Here is a 19,115-nt window from a genome sequence, read left to right as displayed (position 1 = left end):
GCCCTGCCCCCGGTCCGCCGTTACCTGAGGGGTAATCGACGCCCGCCGCCCCACGGGGCAGGGTGGTGGCATCCGGTGCGGCCGCCACGGCCCCGGGATCCCACCCCCTGACAGGAGGCGATCCGCCATGTCCGTCCACGCGAACACCCTCACGCCCGCCCGACCCGGTTCCGCCTTCTCGCCGTGGACGGTGCGCGGCGCCCTCACCCTGGACGCCCTGGTCACCGGCGGCAACGGCCTCGCCTACCTGGCCTTCTCCGGCCCGCTCGGCGAACTGCTCGGCGCCGGCCGCACCACCCTGGTCGACCTCGGGCTCCTCCTCCTCGGCTACGCGCTCGCGGTCGGCGCGCTGGCCGCCCGTCGGCGGCCGCCGGTGCTCGGGGTGCGGGCCGTGATCGACCTCAACCTCGTCTGGGTGGTGCTCAGCCTGGTCGCGATGGAGCTGTGGCTGGAGCCGACCACCGCCGGGTTCGTCTGGATCCCCGCACAGGCTGCGGCGGTGGGCCTGTTCGCCGTCCTCCAGTTCACCGCCCTGCGGCGCCAGGCCCAAGGCCAGACCCGGGGTCAGACCCGGGGCCAGGGCTAACGGTCCGGCCCGATCGCGGCTTGCAGGAACCGCACGGTCTCCGCGTCGGCCGGTAGGAAGGTCTCCATGGCCAGCTCGGAGACGGTGACGTCCAGCGGGGTGTTGAAGGTGGCGATGGTGGAGAGGAAGGAGAGCACCTGCCCGTCGTGCCGGACCCGCATCGGCAGCGCGAACGGGAACCCGTCGGCTCCCCCCGGAGCGCCCGCAGCCGCGCCGCCGCCCGCCCCGCCGCCCGCAGCCGCGCCGCCGCCCGCCCCGCCGCCCGCGCCCGGGGCGTCCGCGGGGTCGCCGGCCGGCTCGGGGTAGCCGCGGACCTCCTCGTACAGCCGGCGCAGCGGCTCGGCCCGCACCAGTTCCAGCTGCCGTTCCATCCGCTCCAGCAGGTGCTGCCGCCACTGCCGAAGGTTGAGGATGCGCGGTGCCAGCCCGTCCGGGTGGAGGGTGATCCGGATCGCGTTGAGCGGCGGCTCCAGCAGGTGCGGGGCGATGCCGTCCAGCAGCAGTCCGAGCGCGCGGTTGGCCGCCAGCACCCGGAAGGAGCCGTCGACCACCACCGCCGGGTACGGGTCGTGGGCGGCCAGCAGCCGTTCCAGCCCGCCGCGCAGCGCGGACATCGACGGGTCGTCCAGCGGCGTCTCGGGGTAGTGCGGGGCGTAGCCGGCCGCGAGCAGCAGGGTGTTGCGCTCGCGCACCGGCACGTCCAGGTGCTCGGCCAGCCGCAGCACCAGCTCCCGGCTCGGCCGGGAGCGGCCGTTCTCGACGAAGCTGAGGTGGCGGGCCGAGGAGTCGGCCCGCAGCGCCAGTTGCAGCTGGCTGAGCTGTCGTCGCTCCCGCCAGCCGCGCAGCAGCGGCCCGACTCCGGTTCCCGTCGGGCTGCCCATGCCCGCCATGATCGTCATGGCCCAGGACGGTACTCGAACGACCCCGGTCGGCGGGAGGGGGCGGTGGCGATCAGGGGCCGGGGACCAGCGGCCCGAAAGCCGGGGGGCCAGGGAGCAGGGGAGCGGCGGCTCAGACGCCGGTGCTCGACCCCGGGCGGATGACCATGATCACCACGACCACGGCCCACAGCAGGTTGAACACCCCGGCGGTCATCGGCAGCAGCTTCAGGCCGCTGACGGCCTTGCCGTGCTGCTCGTCCGACGGGTCCAGTTCGAGCGCGTCCACGGCGGCCTGCTGGCCGGGCAGCACGAAGAGCAGCAGTGCGAGCGCGGCGAGGCCGGTCAGCACCATCGAGACGATCACCCAGGACTGCCCGAGCACGTCCATCACCTGGGCCAGGCCGATGCCGAGCACCGGCACCGCGACCCCGAGCAGCGCGTAGAGCTGGGTGATCCGGTGCAGTACGCGCAGCACACCGGCGTCGGAGGCCCGGTCCGGTCCGCCGGCCAGCGCGGCCTTCGCCCGGCGGGGGAACATGCTGACGGCCACCGCGACCGGGCCTATGAACAGGACCGACACGAGGACGTGCAGGCTCAGCAGGAACTTGGCCATGGCGGGGCACCCTTTTGAATCCGGTGGGCAGCTGGTAGGCGGGCGCGCGTCCGGCGTGCCCACGCCAGGCACGCTAACACCGCTTATCCACCGGCCCACCGCGCGGGCCCGCCCCGGCCCCGCTCCAAGGCCCACCCCGGCCCGGCCTCAGGGCCCGCCCCGGCCCCGCCCCAAGGCCCACCCCCCACCCCGATCAGCTCGAAGCCGTGAGCTCCACGATCCGGGGCGGGGCGGTGCTGACGGCCGCGACGGCGGCGACGTGCTCCGGGTCGGCCAGGTCGGTCCAGTCGAGCAGGTGCAGGTCCTCGTACCGGCTGCGCAGCGGCGCGCCCGGCGGGACGGCCAGCGGCAGGGCGGAGAGGTCGACCCGGCCGAGGGTGTCCAGGGTGGCCCTGCCGATCTTGATCAGCGACTCCTTGCGCACCCAGAGCCGCAGGAACGCCCGCTCCGGCTGCGGGTCGGCCTCGACGAGGGCGAGCTCGGCCGGGGCGAGCACCCGGCGGGCGACCGAACGCAGCGAGCCGCCCCGGGTGGACAGCTCGACGTCCACCCCGACCGGCTGGAACCCGGCACCGGCCGCGACCACGCCCCGGGTGTGGGAGAGGCTCACGTGCACCCCGGGGTGGTCCGGCAGGTAGGGCTTGCCGTGGTCGGCGAGCCCGCAGTCCGGGCACTGCTGGGCGAGGACGAGGCCGGCCATCGGCACGCCGAGCAGCCGGGCGGCGCAGAGCCGGACCAGCAGGTGCCCGGCGGTGAAGTCGATCCGCCCGGACTCGTGCCGGAAGCGCGCGGCGCGCTCCCGCTCCATGGCGGTCAGCAGGTGCTCGCCCGCCTCGGGGTGCCGCAGTACGGCGTCGGCGGACGCGACGGCGACGAGCGGTGCGCTCTCTTCCTGGGCCTCGGTGCTCATGCTTCCAACCTAAGGCTTCCCCCGAACTCGCGTCCGCCCGGGCGGACGCTGCTCCGTGCGGATGAATTTCGGATCAGATCTGAGGATCTATAGGGTGAGAATGTCTGATTTGATGTTTGATGTCCCGAATCTCTGGAATCGCCGAGCAGACGTCGCAGACGTCGCAGCAGCGCAGACATCACGTCACGGCAGGTCGTCCCGGCCTGCCCTTTCCCATGCACGGAGGAATTGTCGATGGGTCAGGCCACCGGTTCGCCGGAGCACAGAACGACCACCGTGAGAACTCCGGCCCCGCGCGGGCGCCGGTCCGCCCTGGTCGCGGTGGCGACCACCGTCACCGCGCTGCCGCTGGCCGCGGTCCTGACGGTCGGTTCGGCCGCTCCGCTGGCCCCGCCGCTGGGCGCCTGCTCCGGGCCCGACTGCCCCAGCACCTGGCCGCCGGCGCACAACGGCGACTTCCCCGGCCGGGACGCCACCGTCAACGTCTTCACCGGCGGCGACTACACCGTGAACGGCCGGGCCGCGGAGGCCGAGGGCAGGATCGTCGCGCTGGGGAACCTGACCGTCGACAAGAACGGCGGCGGCGCCTACAACATGGGCGTCGTCGGCGTCGGCTCGCGCGTGGTGCCGCCGAACGGCAGCGACTTCGTCACCACCGGCGGCGACGTCGACGTCAGGGCCGGCAACACCGTCCTGATCGGCGGCATCGACTCGCGCGGCCCGGCCTTCGGTCATCTGCGCCACGCGGGCTCGGTCACCGGTGCCGTGAACATCGACCCCACGGGTGAGTCGATCCAGGATCCGAACGCCGCCGCGCCCTACCGGTCGGTGCTGACCCGGATCGAGGAGGTCTCCGGCTGCGTCGGCCGGGCCGCCGCGACCGGCACCGTCGCCGTCACCTCCAGCGAGGCGACCTTCACCGGCGACGGGACCAGCGCGAAGCAGGTCTTCAATGTCACCCAGGACCTCGCCTCGCCGTCCGGCGGGCAGATCGGCCTGGTCTTCGCCGGCATACCGGCCGGCGCCACCGTCGTGGTGAACATGCTCGGGGACAACCCGGTCGTCAACACCTACACCGGCACCGGCCTGGCCGGGGACCAGACCACCGAGATGCGCTCGAAGCTCATGTACAACTTCCCGACCGCGACCTCGGCGCAGATCCTCGGCAGCGCCCAGTTCCAGGGCTCGGTCCTGGCAGGCAACCCCCGCGGCACCACGACCATCGCCCAGCCGGGCATGAACGGCCGGGTGTACCTCGCGGGCAGCCTGGTCCACACCGGCACCGGCGGCTACGAGATCCACAGCTACCCGTTCGACGGCGACCTGCCGGACTGCGCCGTGACGCCCAGCCCGTCGCCGACCTCGTCGACGCCGTCGCCCTCGCCGACGTCCCCGGCGCCCACCTCGCCGAGCCCCACCTCCCCGGCCCCGACCTCCCCGACCTCCCCGACCTCCCCGGCGTCCACCTCGCCGACCTCGCCGTCGGCCGGTGCGACGACGTCGAGCGCCGGCCCGGCCCCGACCGGCCTCCACCCGACCGAGGAGCCGACCGGCCACCCCGGTGGCGGCGGTCAGCTGCCCTCCACCGGCGCGGGCAACGCCCCGGTGGTCTTCGGTGTGGCGGGCGTCGGCCTGCTCGGCCTCGGCGGTCTGGCCGTGCTGGCCGCCCGCCGCCGTCGCGGCCGCCACGGCTGACGGCCGTACGGGCCGTACGGCCGAGAAGTCGGACAGCCGGGCAGTCGGACAGCCGAACTGCCGCGCAGGCCGCCCGAGTCGACCCGACCGGGCGGCCTGCGCCGTTCCCGCTCCGCCCTCGCCCCGCCCCGCCGTCGCGCCGAACGCCGCCCGGGTCGCCTACCGCCCGGCCGGGTAGTGGGCGAGGCCCGAGGCGAGCAGCCCGAAGGCCCGCTCGACCGCGGCCTCGACCCGGGTCCGTACCGTTCCGGCCGGTTCCCCGGCCACCATCGCCCGCCGGACCTCGCCGAGCACCGCCCGGTGGGCCCCCGCGACGGCTCCGGCCACGATCCGGGGGAGCGGGTCGTCCCGGCCGGCTCCCGACTCCTCGGCCAGGACGGCCGCCAGTGCCGCCTCGGCCCGGTCGCCGAGCTCCAGCAGTCGGGCCCGCAGGGCGGCGCTGTCCTCGACGATCCGCCAGAACGCCGCCATCCCGGGGTTCAGCCCGACCGTCGGTTCCCCCTCCGCGAAGGCCGCCAGCAGGTCGGCCCGGACGGCGTCCACGGCCGAGCTGCCCGCGGGGCGGCGGCGGACCACCTCGGCGAGGCGGGCGACCACCTCCTCCTGCCGGTCGAAGAACAGGTCCTCTTTGGTCGGGAAGTAGTTGAAGACCGTGTTCGGCGAGACCCCGGCGGCCCGGGCCACCTCGACCACCGTGACCCGGTCGAAGCCGCGCTCGGCGAACAGGCCCATGGCGGTGTCGGAGAGCAGTTCCCGGGTCTGCTGCTTCTTGAGTTCGCGAAGTCCCATGGCCGGATCCTATCCGTGAATCATGGTGTCACTTGAAACTTGCAGTGACACCAAAAATATCCGCTACGGTGACGGCATGACCTTCACCTTCGGCATCTATCCCGGCGGACTCCTCGGTGACGACACCGGCGTCATCGCGCCCGCCCGCCCCGACGAGCCGGCCAGGATCGCCGCGGCGCTGCACGAACTCCAGGGCGACGCAAGGGAGTTCCTGGTCCGCGCCTACCGCTCGTACCCGGGGGGCGAGCACACCCCGGAACGGCCCGAGCAGTACGCCGGGGAGGGCCGCCGGCTCGACCTGGTGGTGCAGTACCGGGAGCGCGGCGACGAGTTGGCGGGCTGGCTGGACTTCGTCCGGCGCACGGTCCGGGCCGAGGGCCACCGGCTCGCCCTGCTCCAGATCTGCGAGGAGCCCAACCTCGACCTCCCGCCCGTGGACGGGAGCATGCCGAACGTCCGCCGCGCGCTGGTCGAGGGCGTGGTCGCGGCCAAGGAGGAGGCGCTGGCCCGAGGATTCGACCGGCTGGCCGTCGGCTTCAACGCGGTGCCCTCCTTCGACCCCGCGGACACCTTCTGGTCCGAGCTCGGCCGGCTCGCCGACGAGCGCTTCCACCGTGCCCTGGACTACGTCGGCCTGGACTTCTTCCCGGACGTCTTCCGCCCCGTCCCGCCGGAGCAACTCGCCGACGCGGTAAGGGCGGTGCTCACCGACTTCCGCGAGAGCGCGCTGCCCCGGGCAGGGATCGGCCCCGGCGTCCCGGTGCGGATCTGCGAGAACGGCTGGCCCACCGGCCCCGGGCGGAGCGAGGCGCGGCAGGCCGAGGTGGTGGCGGAGGTGGTCCGGGCCGTCGCCGGGCTCGCCGCCGAACTCAACGTCACCGGCTACGCGTTCTTCGCGCTGCGGGACGCGGACAGCGCGGGCGCCGGGCTGTTCCCGCACTTCGGCCTGCTGCGCGACGACTACACGCCCAAGCCGGCCTTCGCCGTCTACCGTGAACTGGTCGCCGAGCTGACGCGATCCGGCGGGGCGGACGGCGAACTCCCGCCCCGTGCAGGCTAGTTCGCCTCGAAGAAGCGCTCCACAGTGCGCCGCCGGGCGGCGACGGCGTGCACCGGCTCGCCGATCACCCGGCTGGCCAGGGTGACGGCCAGCTCGCCGACGTCCCGGCGCAGCACCCGGGCCGCCTCGGCCCGGTCGGCGGCGATCCGGGCGCGGCCGGCGGTGAGCAGTTCGTCCCGGTCGCGGATGCCCTCCGCGCGGGCCGTGACCATCGCCGCCGCGCCGCGCTCGGCGTATTCCTCGCGGATCCGGGCCGCCTCGTGCCGGGCCTCGGCCAGCTCCCGCAGGCGGGCCTCCCGGGTGGCCTCGGCCTCGGCGAGCAGGGCCTCGGCGTGTTCGGCGCGCCCCTCGGTGGCCTCCCAGCGTTCGGACTGCACCCGTTCGATCCGGGGGAGCAGGTGGCGGCCGAGCGTCCACAGCAGCAGGAAGAACAGCGCCAGCCCCAGGAGCAGCGGGGCCGGTTCGGGCTTGAGCGGGCCGAGTTCGAGGTTCACGCACTACCTCCCCAGGGTGTGACGGTCCGTCAGTCCGGAGCGTTCCCGAGGACGAAGGGGATCGAACTCGGCCCGGACATGAGCTGCGTCACGACCGGCCCCGGCCCCCGGCCCAGGCCCCCGGTTCCAGGGCTCGGCCCCGGCCCCCCCGGCTCGGCCCCGGTCCCAGGACCCGGCCTCCGGCCCCCCGGCTCGGCCCCGGTCCCAGGACCCGGCCTCCGGCCCCCGGGCTACGTCACCTCGCCCCGGCGGGAGAAGCGCTCCGCCCGCCACTCGCCGCTCTCCAGTACCTCGGCCAGCTGCCGGGCCGCGTCCCAGACCTCGGTGTACGAGAGGTAGAGCGGGGTGAATCCGAAGCGCATCAGGTCCGGCGCGCGGAAGTCGCCGATCACCCCGCGCTCGATCAGTGCCTGCACCACCGGGTAGCCGTCGGCGTGCCGCAGCGCGACCTGGCTGCCGCGCCGGGCGTGCTCGCGCGGGGTCACCACCTCGACGCCGTCCAGCCCCTCGGTCAGCGACACGAACAGGTCGGTCAGGGCCAGGCTCTTCGCCCGCACCGCGGCCAGGTCGGCCCGCTCCCAGATGTCCAGCGAGGCGCCGAGGGCGGCCTGGCCGAGCAGCGAGGGCGAGCTGGTCAGGAAGCGGCCGATGCCCGTCTTCGGGTCGTACCCGGGCTCGAAGGCGAACGGTCGGGCGTGGCCGAACCAGCCGCTCAGCGGCTGGAGCGGGCCGGCCGCCAGGTGCCGCCCGGCGACGTACAGGAAGGCCGGTGAGCCGGGGCCGCCGTTCAGGTACTTGTAGGTGCAGCCGATCGCGAAGTCCGCTCCGGCGGCGTCGAGTTCGACCGGCAGCGCGCCCACCGAGTGGCAGACGTCCCAGATCATCAGGGCGCCCGAGGCCCGTACCCGGGCGGTGATCCCGGGCATGTCCAGCAGCTCACCGGTGCGGTAGTCCACGTGCGAGAGGACGACCGCGGCGACGTCCCCGTCCAGGTGCCGGTCCAGCTCCTCCGGGCGGATCAGCGCGCTGCGCGCGCCCTCGACCAGGCCGGTCACGCCCTCGGCGATGTACAGGTCGGTCGGGAAGGCCTCGGCGTCGCCGAGCACGGTGCGCCGGCCGGGGCGCAGCCGCAGCGCGGCCGACAGCACCTTGAACAGGTTGACCGAGGTGGTGTCGCAGACGACCACTTCCGCCGGGTCGGCGCCGACCAGCGGCGCGATCCGCCGCCCCAGCCGGTACGGCTGCTCGAACCAGCCGGCGTCGTTCCAGCTGCGGATCAGCTCCCGGCCCCACTCCTCCTCGACCACCCGGCGCACCCGTTCGGGCGTGCGCGCCGGCAGGGCGCCCAGCGAGTTGCCGTCCAGGTAGATCACCCCGTCCGGCAGGGTGAACTCCTTGCGGAATTCCGCCAGCGGGTCGACGGCGTCCAGCGCCGCGCAGTCCTCGCGCGTGGTCATGCCCGTCCCTCCCTCGTCATCCGTGTGCACGGTTCGTCCAGTCCCGTCAGGGCGCGTCCGGTCCCGTCCCGGTCGTGCCCCGTCCCGCGGCCCGCGCCGGCGAGCCACGGCCCGTCGCAGTCCGTCACAGCCCGTCCCGGATCGTCCAGAGTTCCGGAAAGACGTCCTGCTCGGCCGACTTGCGCAGCCAGGTCAGCCCGCTGGAGCCGCCCGAGCCGGGCTTGCCGCCCATGGTCCGCTTGACCGCCGAGAGGTGGCGCTGGCGCCACCGGGTGACCCGCTCGGCCACGTCCAGCAGGGCCTCGCCGAGCGGCTGGAGCGCGGCGAGCTCCGGCTCGGTGTAGACGCGCCGCCAGGCCGCCTCGACCTCAGCGGACGGCTGGTAGCGCTGCTCGGAGGGCGCCCGGTGCGGGGCCAGGCCGCGGCGGGCCAGCAGCGCCAGGGCCTCGTCGTACAGCCCGGGGGAGCGCAGCGCCTCGGTCAGCTCGGCCTGGGTGTCGGGCATCCCGTCGTACATCGCCAGCAGTGCGGCGTTCTTGTTGCCGAGCAGGAACTCCAGCCGCAGGAAGGCCGCGGACTGGAAGCCGGAGGCCTCGCCGAACAGCGTGCGGAAGGAGTTGAACTCGTGCGGGGTCATGGTGGCCAGCAGGTCCCAGGACTCCACCAGCACGTCCTGCACGTGGGTGCCCCGGCGCAGCGCGGCCAGGGCGGCGGCCAGGTCGTCCTCGCGCAGCGCCCGCCGGGCGAGCGTCCACTCGTGCCGCAGCAGGTCGAACAGCAGCTCCATCACCTGGGTGGTGACGATGAACGACAGCTCGGCCGGCTCCTCGCTGCGCGGGTGCTGCAGGCCGTGCAGCTCGTCCAGGCGCACGTACTGGGCGTACGGGGTGCCCCGACCCGGCGCTCCGTCCCGACCGAACGACAGGTTGGGTGTCTCCACCGTGTCGTGCCCCATCCCGATCCTCCTGCTCCTCCGGGCCCCGTCGCCCGGTCCGGTGAACCAGCCGGACTGCCGGGTTCCACCGGGTGCCCATTGTGCGGCGGCGGTGGCCCCCGCTTGAATGGGTGACGGGCATCGCAACCGCCCTTTGAGCTGTCGTTCGCGAGGCGTTCCGCCGATCCGCCTTACGAACGGAAACCCCTTGATCCCGACCGCCCGGGAGGCCGCCTTGGACGCCGTCGACCGCCGCCTGCTCGCCGAGCTCCAGGCCGACGCCCGGCTCTCGTACAACGAACTCTCCCGCCGGGTGAGCCTGTCCGCACCCGCGGTGGCCGAACGGGTCCGCCGGCTGGAGTCGGAGGGGGTGATCAGCGGCTACCACGCCCACGTGGACCTCACCCGGGCCGGGCTGCCGATCACCGCGCTGGTCCAGATCCAGTGCTACGGCCCGCGCTGCGTGCTGCGCGACCCGGACGTGCCGACCTGGCCGGAGGTGGTCCAGTTGCACCGGGTCACCGGCGGGGCGTGCTGCGTGCTGTTGGTCGCGGTGTCGACGATGGCCGAGTTCGAGGCGGTGTGCGACCGGCTCGGCGGCTACGGCCAGCCGTCCAGTTCGATGATCCTCTCCAGCCCGGTGCCCTGGCGGCCGGTGGTGCCGCGCTGAGCGCGGCCCGGGCGGTCCCAGGGCGGGTCCCGGCGGCCGCTGGCGTTGACGCGGGCGTCAAGGAGTAGGTTGCCCGGCATGCCGAACGAGCGCCACATCCTGCTGCTGCCCGGGAGCCTGCGGGCCGGTTCCACCAACGAGACGGTGCTGCGCACCGCGGCCGAGGTGGCCGCCGCCATCCCGGGTCTGCGGGCCACGTACTACGCCGGGCTGGCCGGGTTGCCGCACTTCAACCCGGACCACGACACCGACCCGCTGCCGGAGCCGGTGGCCGCGCTGCGGGCCGCCATCGAGGCGGCCGACGCGCTGCTGGTCTGCACGCCCGAGTACGCCGGGACGCTGCCGGGCGCGTTCAAGAACCTGCTGGACTGGACGGTCGGCGGGGTCGAGATCTCGGACAAGCCCACCGGCTGGATCAACGCCGCGGGCCCGGGCCGCGGTCTGGGCGCCGAGGCCGCCCTGCGCACCGTCCTCGGCTACACCGGCGCCGCGGTGCTGGACGAGGCCTGCGTCCGGCTTCCGCTGGAGCGCGGCGCGGTCGGCCCGGACGGGCTGGTCGCCGACCCGCTGGTGCGCGAGCGGATCGGCGAGGTGCTGGCCCGCCTCGTGGCGGGCTGACCGGCGGACTGACCGGCTGGCCGACCGACCGGCTGGCCGGCGGGACGGCCGACGGGCCGGGCCGAGGGCGGCCCGGCTCAGTGCCCGTCCGGCAGGTGCACCCCGAGCCCGGACAGCCCCTCCAGGAACAGCTCGACGCCGACCGCCGCCAGCAGCAGTCCGAGCAGCCGGGACAGCACCTCCAGCGAGGTGCGGTGGGTGCGCCGCATCAGCGGGGCGAGCACCGCCACGCAGAGGTAGTTGATCACCGCGACGGCCACGTACGCCCCGGAGACGGCGGCCTTCCAGCCCCAGTTGTCCTGGTTGAGCGAGGCGACCAGGACGGCCGTGATGGCGAGCGGGCTGGCGATGTACGGCAGCAGCAGTTCGCGGATGCCGTCCACGAGCGGGTTCGCCAGGTGCTCGTCCTCGTCGCCGTCCGCGCCGAGGTGGACGCCGAAGACCAGCGCGACGGCGTAGACGAAGAAGATCGCCCCGCCGGCGAGCCGCAGGGACTGGTCGCTGATGTGGAACAGGGTGGTCAGTTCGTCGGCCCCGAAGCCGAGCACCAGGCCGATCACCGACGAGATGGCCGTGCTCAGGGCCGCCAGCCGGCGCAGCTCCAGGTTGCTCCTGGTCCCGGCCAGCCGGGCGAAGGCCAGCAGGGTCTTCGGTGGGCCGACCACGGCGAAGAAGGTGATGAAGGCGCTGCTCAGGTTGAAGACGAACATGGGCCAAGCATGACCGCGGGGCTGCGGGCGGCCGGTCCGCCACGCTCCGCGTCCGGGCGTGGCGTGCGTCTCGTCGGCCGCGGTTCATTCCCGGTCGCGGAGGAATTCGCCCGGATGGCGGCCCCGGCTCGAAGGGGCGCGCGCTGTCGGGTCCCATGGAGGTAGGACTGCCGCCGAGCAGGACCACTCCGCCGCGGAAGCGAGGATGCGACATGGGCACGTGCCTGAACCGTAAGGACCTGGGCCTGCTGGCCCTGCGCGGCGCGGTCGGCGGGGTGCTGATCGCGCACGGCACCCAGAAGCTGTTCGGCTGGTTCGGGGGCGGCGGCCTGGAGGGCGCCACCCAGGCCATGGAACAGATGGGCTTCCACCCGGCGCGGCAGAGCGCGCTCGCGGCCGGCCTCGGCGAGGCGGGCGGCGGCGCGCTGCTGGTGGCCGGGCTGGCCACGCCGGCGGCCGGCGCGGTGGTGGCCGGGACGATGGCGGGCGCCGTGTCGGTGCACGCCCCGGCCGGCTTCTTCGCGATGTCCGGCGGCTACGAGTACCCGGCCTTCCTCGGCGCGACCGGGCTGGCGATCGGCCTGGCCGGGGCCGGCCGCTACTCGCTGGACCACCTGACCGGCCACGTCTTCGACCGGCCGTGGGTCGGCCTGGTGTCGTTCGTGGCGAGCGCCGCCGGGGCGTACGGCACGGTCGCGCGGCGCCGGCACGTGATGCGGCTGCGCGAGGAGCGGGCCGCGGTCGAGGCGGACGCGCAGGAGGGCTCGGGGCTCTCCTAGGGACCGGACCGTCTCCTGGGTTCGGCGGACCCGGCAGGGATCCGAGCGAGGCCCTGGCCGGGAGCCGCCCCGGGCACCGGCCCGCGGCCGACTCACGGCGGCGCGGCCGGGTCACCCGGAGGCAGCAGCCCTGCTGGCGGCGGTCCGCCGGTCCTCGGAGGGTGGGCGGGGAGGTGTGCCGGGCAGCCCGGCGCCGACCGGAAACGAGGGACCGCATGGACCGCCAGCCGCTCACCCGAGCCAGCCACCCGACCCCGCCGAGGGCCACCGCGCAGGATCTGGACGCGCCGCCGCTGGGCCGCCGACGGCGTGCGGTGGCAGGGGTGTTGGCCGTGGCGGTGGTCGGTGCGGCGACGCTCGCGGGCTGCTCCTCCGGGAAGAGCGCGGAGAGCGTGGCCTCCTCGGCGACGGCCGCGGTGAAGAAGGGCGCGAGCGCCGCCGCCTCCGCCGCCTCGGCGCTGGCCTCGGCGGCCGGCGGGGCGGGCTCGGCGATCGCCTCGGCCCAGGCGCAGGCCTCGGCGGCGGTGTCGGCGGCCTCCTCGGCCGTCGCCGGGATCAAGGGCGGGCTGGACGCCAAGGGGGACATCACCGTCGGGGCGGTGACCACCGGTCCGGACGGCAAGCCGCAGGCGCCGTTGAGCGTCACCAACCACGGGCAGCAGTCGTACCGGTACGCGATCCAGGTGAACTTCACCGACGAGTCCGGCAAGGTGCTGGACGCGGCCGCGGTGACCGTCCAGGACGTGGCCCCCGGGCAGAGCGCCCAGGCCACCGCGCACGCCCACCGGGACCTCTCCGGCACGGTCAAGGCCGAGGTGGCCAACGCCGTCGGCTACTGATCTCCGGTTACGGGGCCGGGTGCGGCCGCCCAGGTCGGTGCGGGGGTGGAACCTTAAGCGGGTCTCAAGGCCCGACGGCCCCTCTTGACGGGTGAGTTGGTCTAGTCCATTTTTATTGCCCAGGTGCAGGGAGCCCCTGAACCGGCGTCAGCGACCGCGTGTCGCCGGCGCCGGTTCGGCACATCCCGGTAGTCCGTCATGGCCCGATCCGCTCGATTCCCCACCCATGCCTGTCATGTCCCGGTCGTCCGGCCCCACCCCGGACGCGCGCCCCCGGGACGGCGGGAACCCCCACAACCAGGAGTCACGCACCCATGCTGCGCTCACGCATTGAAAGGGCCGGGACCCCGGCTCCGCAGGGCGGCCGCCGACGTCGCCCCAAGAGCATGGCCGCCATCGCGGCCGGCACCACCGCCTCCCTGCTGCTCGGCGCCGGCCTCGCGCTGTCCGGCGGCGGCGCGGCCAACGCCGCGACCACCAACTCCACCGGTGCGCCCGCCACCAGCGGCGGCATCAAGGTCGCGTACTACGACCAGTGGTCGGTCTACGCGAACGCGTACTACCCCAAGACGATCCAGGACACCGGCGTCGCCGGGAAGCTGGACTACCTGATCTACGACTTCGCCAACATCCACCCGACCGACCTGGGGTGTTTCGAGGCCACCAAGGCCGCGGACACGAACGACAACAACCCCAACGCGGGTGACGGCGCCGCCGACGCGTTCGCCGACTACCAGAAGAGCTTCGGCGCGGACATCTCGGTCGACGGCGTCGGCGACGTCTGGAACCAGCCGATCGCGGGCAACTTCAACCAGCTGAAGAAGCTGAAGGCGAAGAACCCGAACCTCAAGGTCCTGCTCTCGCTGGGTGGTTGGACCTACTCCAAGTACTTCTCGCCGGCCTCGGCCACGGACGCCTCGCGCAAGCACCTGGTGTCGTCCTGCATCGACATGTTCATCAAGGGCAACCTGCCCGTCGACGCGGGCTTCGGCGGTCCGGGCTCGGCGGCCGGCGTCTTCGACGGCATCGACATCGACTGGGAGTACCCGGGCGGCGGCGGCCACACCGGCAACATCTCCAGCCCGGCCGACAAGCAGAACTTCACGGCGCTGCTGAAGGAGTTCCGCACCCAGCTGGACGCGCAGGGCGCCGCCGACAAGAAGACCTACGCCCTGTCGGCGGCGGTCGGCGCCGGCCAGGACAAGATCATGAACGTCGAGACCGACAAGATCGGTCAGTACCTGACCTTCCTCGACGTCATGACCTACGACATGCACGGCGGCTGGGACGCGCAGGGCCCGACCAACCACCAGGCCGCGCTCTACGCGGGCCCGAACGACCCGTCGACCCCGGTCAAGCCGGGCAACGGCAAGTACTCGATCGACAACGCCATCAAGGCGTGGACGGTCGGCGACAAGGACTACGGCATCCCCGGCGGCTTCCCCGCCAACAAGATCAACATGGGGGTGCCGTTCTACTACCGCGGCTGGACCGGCGTGAAGGACAACGGCCAGCACGGCCTGTTCCAGCCCGCCACCCAGCCGGCGGCCGGTGCGGCGATGTCCGGCAACGTCCCCGGCATCCAGATGTACAAGGAGCTCGCGGGCTTCGTCGACAACCCGTCCAAGACCTTCTGGGACGACGCCGCGCAGGCCACGTACTTCTACGACGGCAACACCTTCTGGAGCGGTGAGGACGCCAAGTCGATCCAGGCCAAGCTCGACTACGCGCACTGCAACGGCCTCGGCGGCTCCTTCGCCTTCTCGCTGTACGACCTGGGTACCAAGACCGCCCTGTTCGACAAGATGGTGAGCGCCACCAACGGCTCCGCCACCGGCTGCCCGGCCCCGCCGTCCCCGACCGGTTCGGCGACCCCGACCCCGACCCCGACCGGCTCCGGCACCCCGAGCCCGACCCCGACCAGCACCCAGACCACGCCGGCGCCGGCCTGCTCGGCGGCCCCGAGCTGGGACGCGAACACCACCTACGCGGCCGGTGGCACCAAGGTCTCGTGGAAGGGCCACTACTACACCAACAAGTGGTGGACCATGGGCGACGACCCGAGCCTGAGCGGCCAGTGGGGCGTCTGGACCGACAACGGCCCCTGCTGACGGCCGACCGGCCGCCGAGGGCCTGACGGACCCTCGCAGCACCTGAAGTGACGAAGTCCGGCCCGCCGGGAGGATCATCCTCCCGGCGGGCCGGACCCGTTCGCGTTCCCGGAGCGGCTACGCCAGGTCGTCGGTGCGCCCGAGCGCGTCCGGCTGGCTCTCCTCGATCCGCCGCAGCATCCGGCCCAGTGTCGCGGAGAGCTCGGCGCGCTCCTCGCCCGCGACGTCCTGGAGGAACTCCTCCTCGAACACCGCCGCCATCCGCATCGACTCCAGCCACTTGTCGCGGCCGGTCTCGGTCAGCTCGATGATCACCCGAACCCGGTTGGTCTCGTCCCGCTCCCGGGTGACCAGGCCGTCGGCCACCATGCGGTCGATCCGGTGCGTCATCGCGGCCGGGGTGAGCCCGAGCCGCTTGGCCAGCTCGCCCGGCCCCAGCCGGTACGGGCTGCCGGAGACCACCAGGGCCTTGAGCACCTCCCACTCGGCGGAGGTGATCCCGAGCACGGTCAGCTGCCGGTCGTACGCCACGCCCATCCGCCGGGAGACCCGTAGGAGGGTCTGCACGATGGTCTCCACCTGCGGGTCGACAGTGGGGAACTCCCGCTGGTAGAGCGCCACTTGTTCGGCGATGCCGAGCTCCAGGCGGGTGGCCGGGGCGGGCTTGTCGGCATCCGGCCGCGGCTTGTCCGTAGTCATGCCGACCAGTCTCCCACGTGCGTGCACCCCTTAAGCCTTTGACTCCGCACTCTTCCGGTGCTAAGACTTTATCTCGTCAAACTTTAGCTCTGAAATCTTCTGGACTTAAGAGTATCCAGTCGAAACCAGGAAGGGATGTGCACGGTGACCGGCACGGTGAAGCAGCAGAGGCAGCGGCGTGGAGCGGGCGGCCCGCTGCGCCGCGTCCAGATCGGCAACGCGCTCAGCGCGTTCGGCAGCGGATTCACGCTTCCGTACATGTACGTGTACGTGGAGCAGGTGCGCGGGCTGGGGTCGATGGTCGCCTGGATGGTGTTCACGCTGTTCGCGCTGGCCGCCCTCGCCGTCCTCCCGTTCATCGGCCGCGGCATCGACAGGTACGGCCCCCGCCCGGTGCTGCTGGCCGGTACGGCGCTCGCCGCCACCGGCGCGTTCGCCTTCGGGCACGCCACCGGCACCCCGGGTCTGCTGGTCTCCTCCTTCCTGTTCGGCGCGGGCGTCACGGCCTGCCAGCCGGCGCTCGCCACGATGATCGTCCGCTGCTCCACGGCGGCCACCCGCTCGCACGCCTTCGCGCTCCAGTTCACCCTGGTCAACCTGGGCATGGGCATCGGTGCGCTGGTCGGCGGCCAGATCGTGAACGTGGCCGACCCTTCCAGCCTCACCCGGCTGTTCACCATCGAGGCGGCCACCTTCCTCGGCCTCGCCCTGGTCACCGGCACCGCCCGGATACCGAGGGCCCAGCTGACGGCGGTCCACGAGAAGGCGGACGGCCCGACGGGCCTGCGCGCGCTGGTCGCGGACAAGGCGATGCTGCGGCTCTGCCTGCTCGCCGGGCTGATCTTCTTCACCTGCTACGGCCAGTTCGAGTCCGGTGTCGCGGCCTTCGCCACCTCCACCGTCCACACCGCGCCGTCCACCCTGGGCTTCGCGATCGGTGCCAATGCGCTGACCATCGTGGTGCTGCAGATGTTCGTGGTGCGGATCACGGCGCGCCGCCGCCGCACCACCGCGATGGCCGCGGCCGGCCTGGTCTGGCTCGGCGCCTGGGCGATGGCCCTGCTGGCCGGCCTGATCCGGACCGAGACCATGGCCGCCACGATCGCGATCGTCTCCGTCTACGCCCTGTTCGGCGTCGGCGAGTCGCTGCTGGCGCCCACCATGGGCCCGATCGTCGCGGACCTCGCCCCGGCCCGGCTGCTCGGCACCTACAACGCCGGGTACGCCCTGGTGAAGCAGATCGCGGTCGCGGTCGGTCCGGCCGTCGGCGTGCTGCTGGTCGGCTCCGGCGCCTGGCCGCTCTACCTCGCGGCCATGGCGGGCTGCACGCTGCTGATCGTCACCCTGGCGCTGCGGCTGCGCCCGTACCTCACGCCGGAGCAGGACAACGCGGCCCCGGCCGTGGTCCACACCGTCCAGGTCCGGGAACTGCAGACCGCCGCGTAGCGGAACGGCCCGCGAGGGCGTTCGCGACGGGCGCCGGCCAGGTCACCTGGTCGGCGCCCGTCGCGCTTGGCTTCGCGCGCACCGCCACATAGTGTCAGTGGCTGTTGACCGCCCGGCCCAGGCCGGAGCGGCGCGACCCCGGGCGGAGCCAGGACCCGGGCAGAGCAGACAGGCGAATCGGCGAGGCTATGACGCAAGCGGCGCTCACGCACCCACCGGCGGCCCCGGCCCCCGCGGCCCCGGCAGAGGCCTCGCGCGGCGGTCTGGTCCGCTGGGCGGCCGACCGCTCCGGCTGGCTCGGACCGATCGCCGTCGCGCTCTTCGCCGGCCTGCTGCGGTTCTGGAACCTCGGCCACCCCAACGCCTTCGTCTTCGACGAGACGTACTACCCCAAGGACGCGTGGTCCCTGCTCCAGCAGGGCTACGAGGGCACCTGGCCCGACCACGCCAACGCCGACATCCTGTCCGTCCCGCAGTCGATCCCGCTGAGCTCCGCGCCCGAATTCATCGCGCACCCGCCGCTCGGCAAGTGGGTGATGTCGATCGGCGAGCAGTTGTTCGGGCTGAACCCCTTCGGCTGGCGGTTCATGACCGCCCTGCTCGGCACCGTCACCGTGCTGATGCTGGCCCGGATCGGCCGCCGCCTCTTCGGCTCCACCCTGATCGGCTGCACCGCCGCGCTGCTGATGGCTGTGGACGGCCTCCAGCTGGTGATGAGCCGGGTCGGCCTGCTCGACGGCATCCAGATGTTCTTCGTGCTGGCCTCCTTCGGCAGCCTGCTGATCGACCGCGACCACGCCCGCGCCCGGCTCGCCGCGGTCGCCGAGGGCGGCGGCGACGCCGACGCGGTGCGGCTCGGGTGGCGCCCCTGGCGGATCGCCGCCGGGGTGCTCGTCGGCGCCGCCTGCGCGGTCAAGTGGAACGGCGCCCCGATCCTCGCCGCCTTCGGCGTCCTGACCGTCCTGTGGGACCAGGCCGGCCGCCGCGGCGCCGGCGCCCACCGCCCCTGGCGCTCCATGCTGCGCCGGGACGCCCTGCCCGCCTTCCTCGCCATGGTCGGCTCAGCCGTCGTGGTGTACGTCGGCGCCTGGAGCGGTTGGCTGGCCAGTGGCGGCAACGGCCAGGGCGGCTACGACCGGCACTGGGCCGACGGCCGCGCCGGGCTCTCCCCGGACAGCGTCCTCGGCATCCCGCTGCCGCAGGTCCCGATGAGCTGGGTGCCCGCCCCGCTGCGCAGCCTGTGGCACTTCCACTCGCAGATGTTCGACTTCAACACCGGCCTGAACCAGCCGCACACCTACCAGTCCAACCCCTTCGCCTGGCTGGTCGACGGCCGCCCGGTGTCGATGTACTGGGAGCAGATCCCGTACGGGCAGCACGGCTGCACCTCCTCGGGCGGCTGCGCGGCACAGATCCTCGGCCTCGGCACCCCGTTCCTGTGGTGGACGGCCTGCTTCGCGCTGGTCTACCTGCTGTGGCGCTGGTTCTTCCGGCGGGACTGGCGCTCGGGCGCGGTGCTCTGCGCGGTGGCCGCGATCTACCTGCCCTGGTTCAAGTACCAGGAGCGGACGATCTTCTCCTTCTACATGGTCGTGCTGGTGCCGTTCCTGTGCCTGGCCGTCGCCCAGATGCTCGGGGCGATGCTCGGCCCGGCCGGGTGCAGCCCCGAGCGCCGTCGGATCGGTGCGATCGGTGCCGGGGTGATCGTGCTCGCGATCGTCGGCTGCTTCGCCTTCTTCTACCCGCTGTACACGGCGGAGGTGATCCCCATGTCGTCCTGGCAGGACCGGATGTGGTTCACCAGCTGGATCTGACGGGCCGGAC

19 protein-coding genes are annotated in these 19,115 nt (G+C 73.5%); 10 read left to right on the top strand and 9 right to left on the bottom strand.

Features of this window, described 5'->3' with window-relative positions:
- Positions 1 to 127: 127 nt before the first annotated feature.
- Complete coding sequence (locus ACWDBE_RS05350) at positions 128 to 586, top strand: hypothetical protein (RefSeq protein WP_449789187.1); 459 nt, start codon at positions 128 to 130, stop codon at positions 584 to 586.
- On the opposite strand, the gene ACWDBE_RS05345 is transcribed toward ACWDBE_RS05350, so the two are convergent.
- The 3 genes from ACWDBE_RS05345 to ACWDBE_RS05335 all read right to left on the bottom strand — a co-directional run bounded on the left by ACWDBE_RS05345 (position 583) and on the right by ACWDBE_RS05335 (position 2,990).
- A complete protein-coding gene (locus ACWDBE_RS05345; RefSeq protein WP_449789188.1) occupies positions 583 to 1,485 on the bottom strand; it encodes a helix-turn-helix domain-containing protein in 903 nt (300 codons plus the stop codon). The two genes, ACWDBE_RS05350 and ACWDBE_RS05345, sit on opposite strands and share 4 nt — an antisense overlap.
- Before the next feature lie 112 nt (positions 1,486 to 1,597).
- On the bottom strand, positions 1,598 to 2,080 hold the full coding sequence (locus ACWDBE_RS05340) for a hypothetical protein (protein WP_449789189.1): 483 nt from the start codon (positions 2,078 to 2,080) through the stop codon (positions 1,598 to 1,600).
- 193 nt (positions 2,081 to 2,273) lie between these two features.
- Complete coding sequence (locus tag ACWDBE_RS05335; RefSeq protein ID WP_449789190.1) at positions 2,274 to 2,990, bottom strand: 4'-phosphopantetheinyl transferase family protein; 717 nt, start codon at positions 2,988 to 2,990, stop codon at positions 2,274 to 2,276.
- A gap of 276 nt (positions 2,991 to 3,266) precedes the next feature.
- Between ACWDBE_RS05335 and ACWDBE_RS05330 the strand changes: the two genes are divergently transcribed.
- A complete protein-coding gene (locus ACWDBE_RS05330; protein ID WP_449789191.1) occupies positions 3,267 to 4,685 on the top strand; it encodes a choice-of-anchor A family protein in 1,419 nt (472 codons plus the stop codon).
- A 159-nt stretch (positions 4,686 to 4,844) separates the two neighbouring features.
- Here the strand turns inward: ACWDBE_RS05330 and ACWDBE_RS05325 are convergent, their stop codons facing one another.
- A complete protein-coding gene (locus ACWDBE_RS05325) occupies positions 4,845 to 5,474 on the bottom strand; it encodes a TetR/AcrR family transcriptional regulator (RefSeq protein ID WP_449789192.1) in 630 nt (209 codons plus the stop codon).
- A 76-nt stretch (positions 5,475 to 5,550) separates the two neighbouring features.
- Between ACWDBE_RS05325 and ACWDBE_RS05320 the strand changes: the two genes are divergently transcribed.
- Positions 5,551 to 6,534, top strand: coding sequence for a hypothetical protein (locus ACWDBE_RS05320; RefSeq protein WP_449789193.1), 984 nt, complete (start codon positions 5,551 to 5,553; stop codon positions 6,532 to 6,534).
- On the opposite strand, the gene ACWDBE_RS05315 is transcribed toward ACWDBE_RS05320, so the two are convergent.
- The 3 genes from ACWDBE_RS05315 to ACWDBE_RS05305 form a co-directional block, all read right to left on the bottom strand.
- Positions 6,531 to 7,028, bottom strand: a complete 498-nt coding sequence (locus ACWDBE_RS05315; RefSeq protein WP_449789194.1) for a F0F1 ATP synthase subunit B family protein — start codon at positions 7,026 to 7,028, stop codon at positions 6,531 to 6,533. The genes ACWDBE_RS05320 and ACWDBE_RS05315 overlap by 4 nt on opposite strands.
- A gap of 230 nt (positions 7,029 to 7,258) precedes the next feature.
- Complete coding sequence (gene kynU / locus ACWDBE_RS05310) at positions 7,259 to 8,485, bottom strand: kynureninase (protein WP_449789195.1); 1,227 nt, start codon at positions 8,483 to 8,485, stop codon at positions 7,259 to 7,261.
- Positions 8,486 to 8,609: 124 nt separating this feature from the next.
- Positions 8,610 to 9,440 carry a tryptophan 2,3-dioxygenase gene (locus ACWDBE_RS05305; RefSeq protein ID WP_449807263.1) on the bottom strand — a complete coding sequence of 277 codons (831 nt, stop codon included), beginning with the start codon at positions 9,438 to 9,440 and terminating at the stop codon, positions 8,610 to 8,612.
- A 187-nt stretch (positions 9,441 to 9,627) separates the two neighbouring features.
- Between ACWDBE_RS05305 and ACWDBE_RS05300 the strand changes: the two genes are divergently transcribed.
- Together ACWDBE_RS05300 and ACWDBE_RS05295 are read left to right on the top strand one after the other, a co-directional pair.
- On the top strand, positions 9,628 to 10,089 hold the full coding sequence (locus ACWDBE_RS05300; protein WP_392869634.1) for an Lrp/AsnC family transcriptional regulator: 462 nt from the start codon (positions 9,628 to 9,630) through the stop codon (positions 10,087 to 10,089).
- 78 nt (positions 10,090 to 10,167) lie between these two features.
- Entirely contained in the window at positions 10,168 to 10,707 is a 540-nt protein-coding gene (locus ACWDBE_RS05295) for an NADPH-dependent FMN reductase (protein WP_449789197.1), read from the top strand.
- A 77-nt stretch (positions 10,708 to 10,784) separates the two neighbouring features.
- Here the strand turns inward: ACWDBE_RS05295 and ACWDBE_RS05290 are convergent, their stop codons facing one another.
- Positions 10,785 to 11,417, bottom strand: coding sequence for a MarC family protein (locus ACWDBE_RS05290; RefSeq protein ID WP_449789198.1), 633 nt, complete (start codon positions 11,415 to 11,417; stop codon positions 10,785 to 10,787).
- A 212-nt stretch (positions 11,418 to 11,629) separates the two neighbouring features.
- Between ACWDBE_RS05290 and ACWDBE_RS05285 the strand changes: the two genes are divergently transcribed.
- The 3 genes from ACWDBE_RS05285 to ACWDBE_RS05275 all read left to right on the top strand — a co-directional run bounded on the left by ACWDBE_RS05285 (position 11,630) and on the right by ACWDBE_RS05275 (position 15,146).
- A complete protein-coding gene (locus ACWDBE_RS05285) occupies positions 11,630 to 12,196 on the top strand; it encodes a DoxX family protein (RefSeq protein ID WP_392869628.1) in 567 nt (188 codons plus the stop codon).
- A gap of 215 nt (positions 12,197 to 12,411) precedes the next feature.
- On the top strand, positions 12,412 to 13,035 hold the full coding sequence (locus tag ACWDBE_RS05280; RefSeq protein ID WP_449807262.1) for an FxLYD domain-containing protein: 624 nt from the start codon (positions 12,412 to 12,414) through the stop codon (positions 13,033 to 13,035).
- A gap of 386 nt (positions 13,036 to 13,421) precedes the next feature.
- A complete protein-coding gene (locus tag ACWDBE_RS05275) occupies positions 13,422 to 15,146 on the top strand; it encodes a glycosyl hydrolase family 18 protein (protein ID WP_449807261.1) in 1,725 nt (574 codons plus the stop codon).
- 117 nt (positions 15,147 to 15,263) lie between these two features.
- Here the strand turns inward: ACWDBE_RS05275 and ACWDBE_RS05270 are convergent, their stop codons facing one another.
- Positions 15,264 to 15,845 (bottom strand): MarR family winged helix-turn-helix transcriptional regulator, encoded by a 582-nt coding sequence (locus ACWDBE_RS05270; RefSeq protein WP_449789201.1) that lies wholly within the window; start codon positions 15,843 to 15,845, stop codon positions 15,264 to 15,266.
- Positions 15,846 to 15,989: 144 nt separating this feature from the next.
- On the opposite strand from ACWDBE_RS05270, the gene ACWDBE_RS05265 reads away from it, so the two are divergent.
- Positions 15,990 to 17,291 (top strand): MFS transporter, encoded by a 1,302-nt coding sequence (locus tag ACWDBE_RS05265; RefSeq protein ID WP_449807260.1) that lies wholly within the window; start codon positions 15,990 to 15,992, stop codon positions 17,289 to 17,291.
- A gap of 188 nt (positions 17,292 to 17,479) precedes the next feature.
- A complete protein-coding gene (locus tag ACWDBE_RS05260) occupies positions 17,480 to 19,105 on the top strand; it encodes a dolichyl-phosphate-mannose--protein mannosyltransferase (RefSeq protein ID WP_449789203.1) in 1,626 nt (541 codons plus the stop codon).
- Positions 19,106 to 19,115 lie beyond the last annotated feature (10 nt).

The sequence above is a fragment of the Kitasatospora sp. NPDC001132 genome, assembly GCF_053598415.1.
This window is presented reverse-complemented; position numbering and strand designations above follow the sequence as displayed.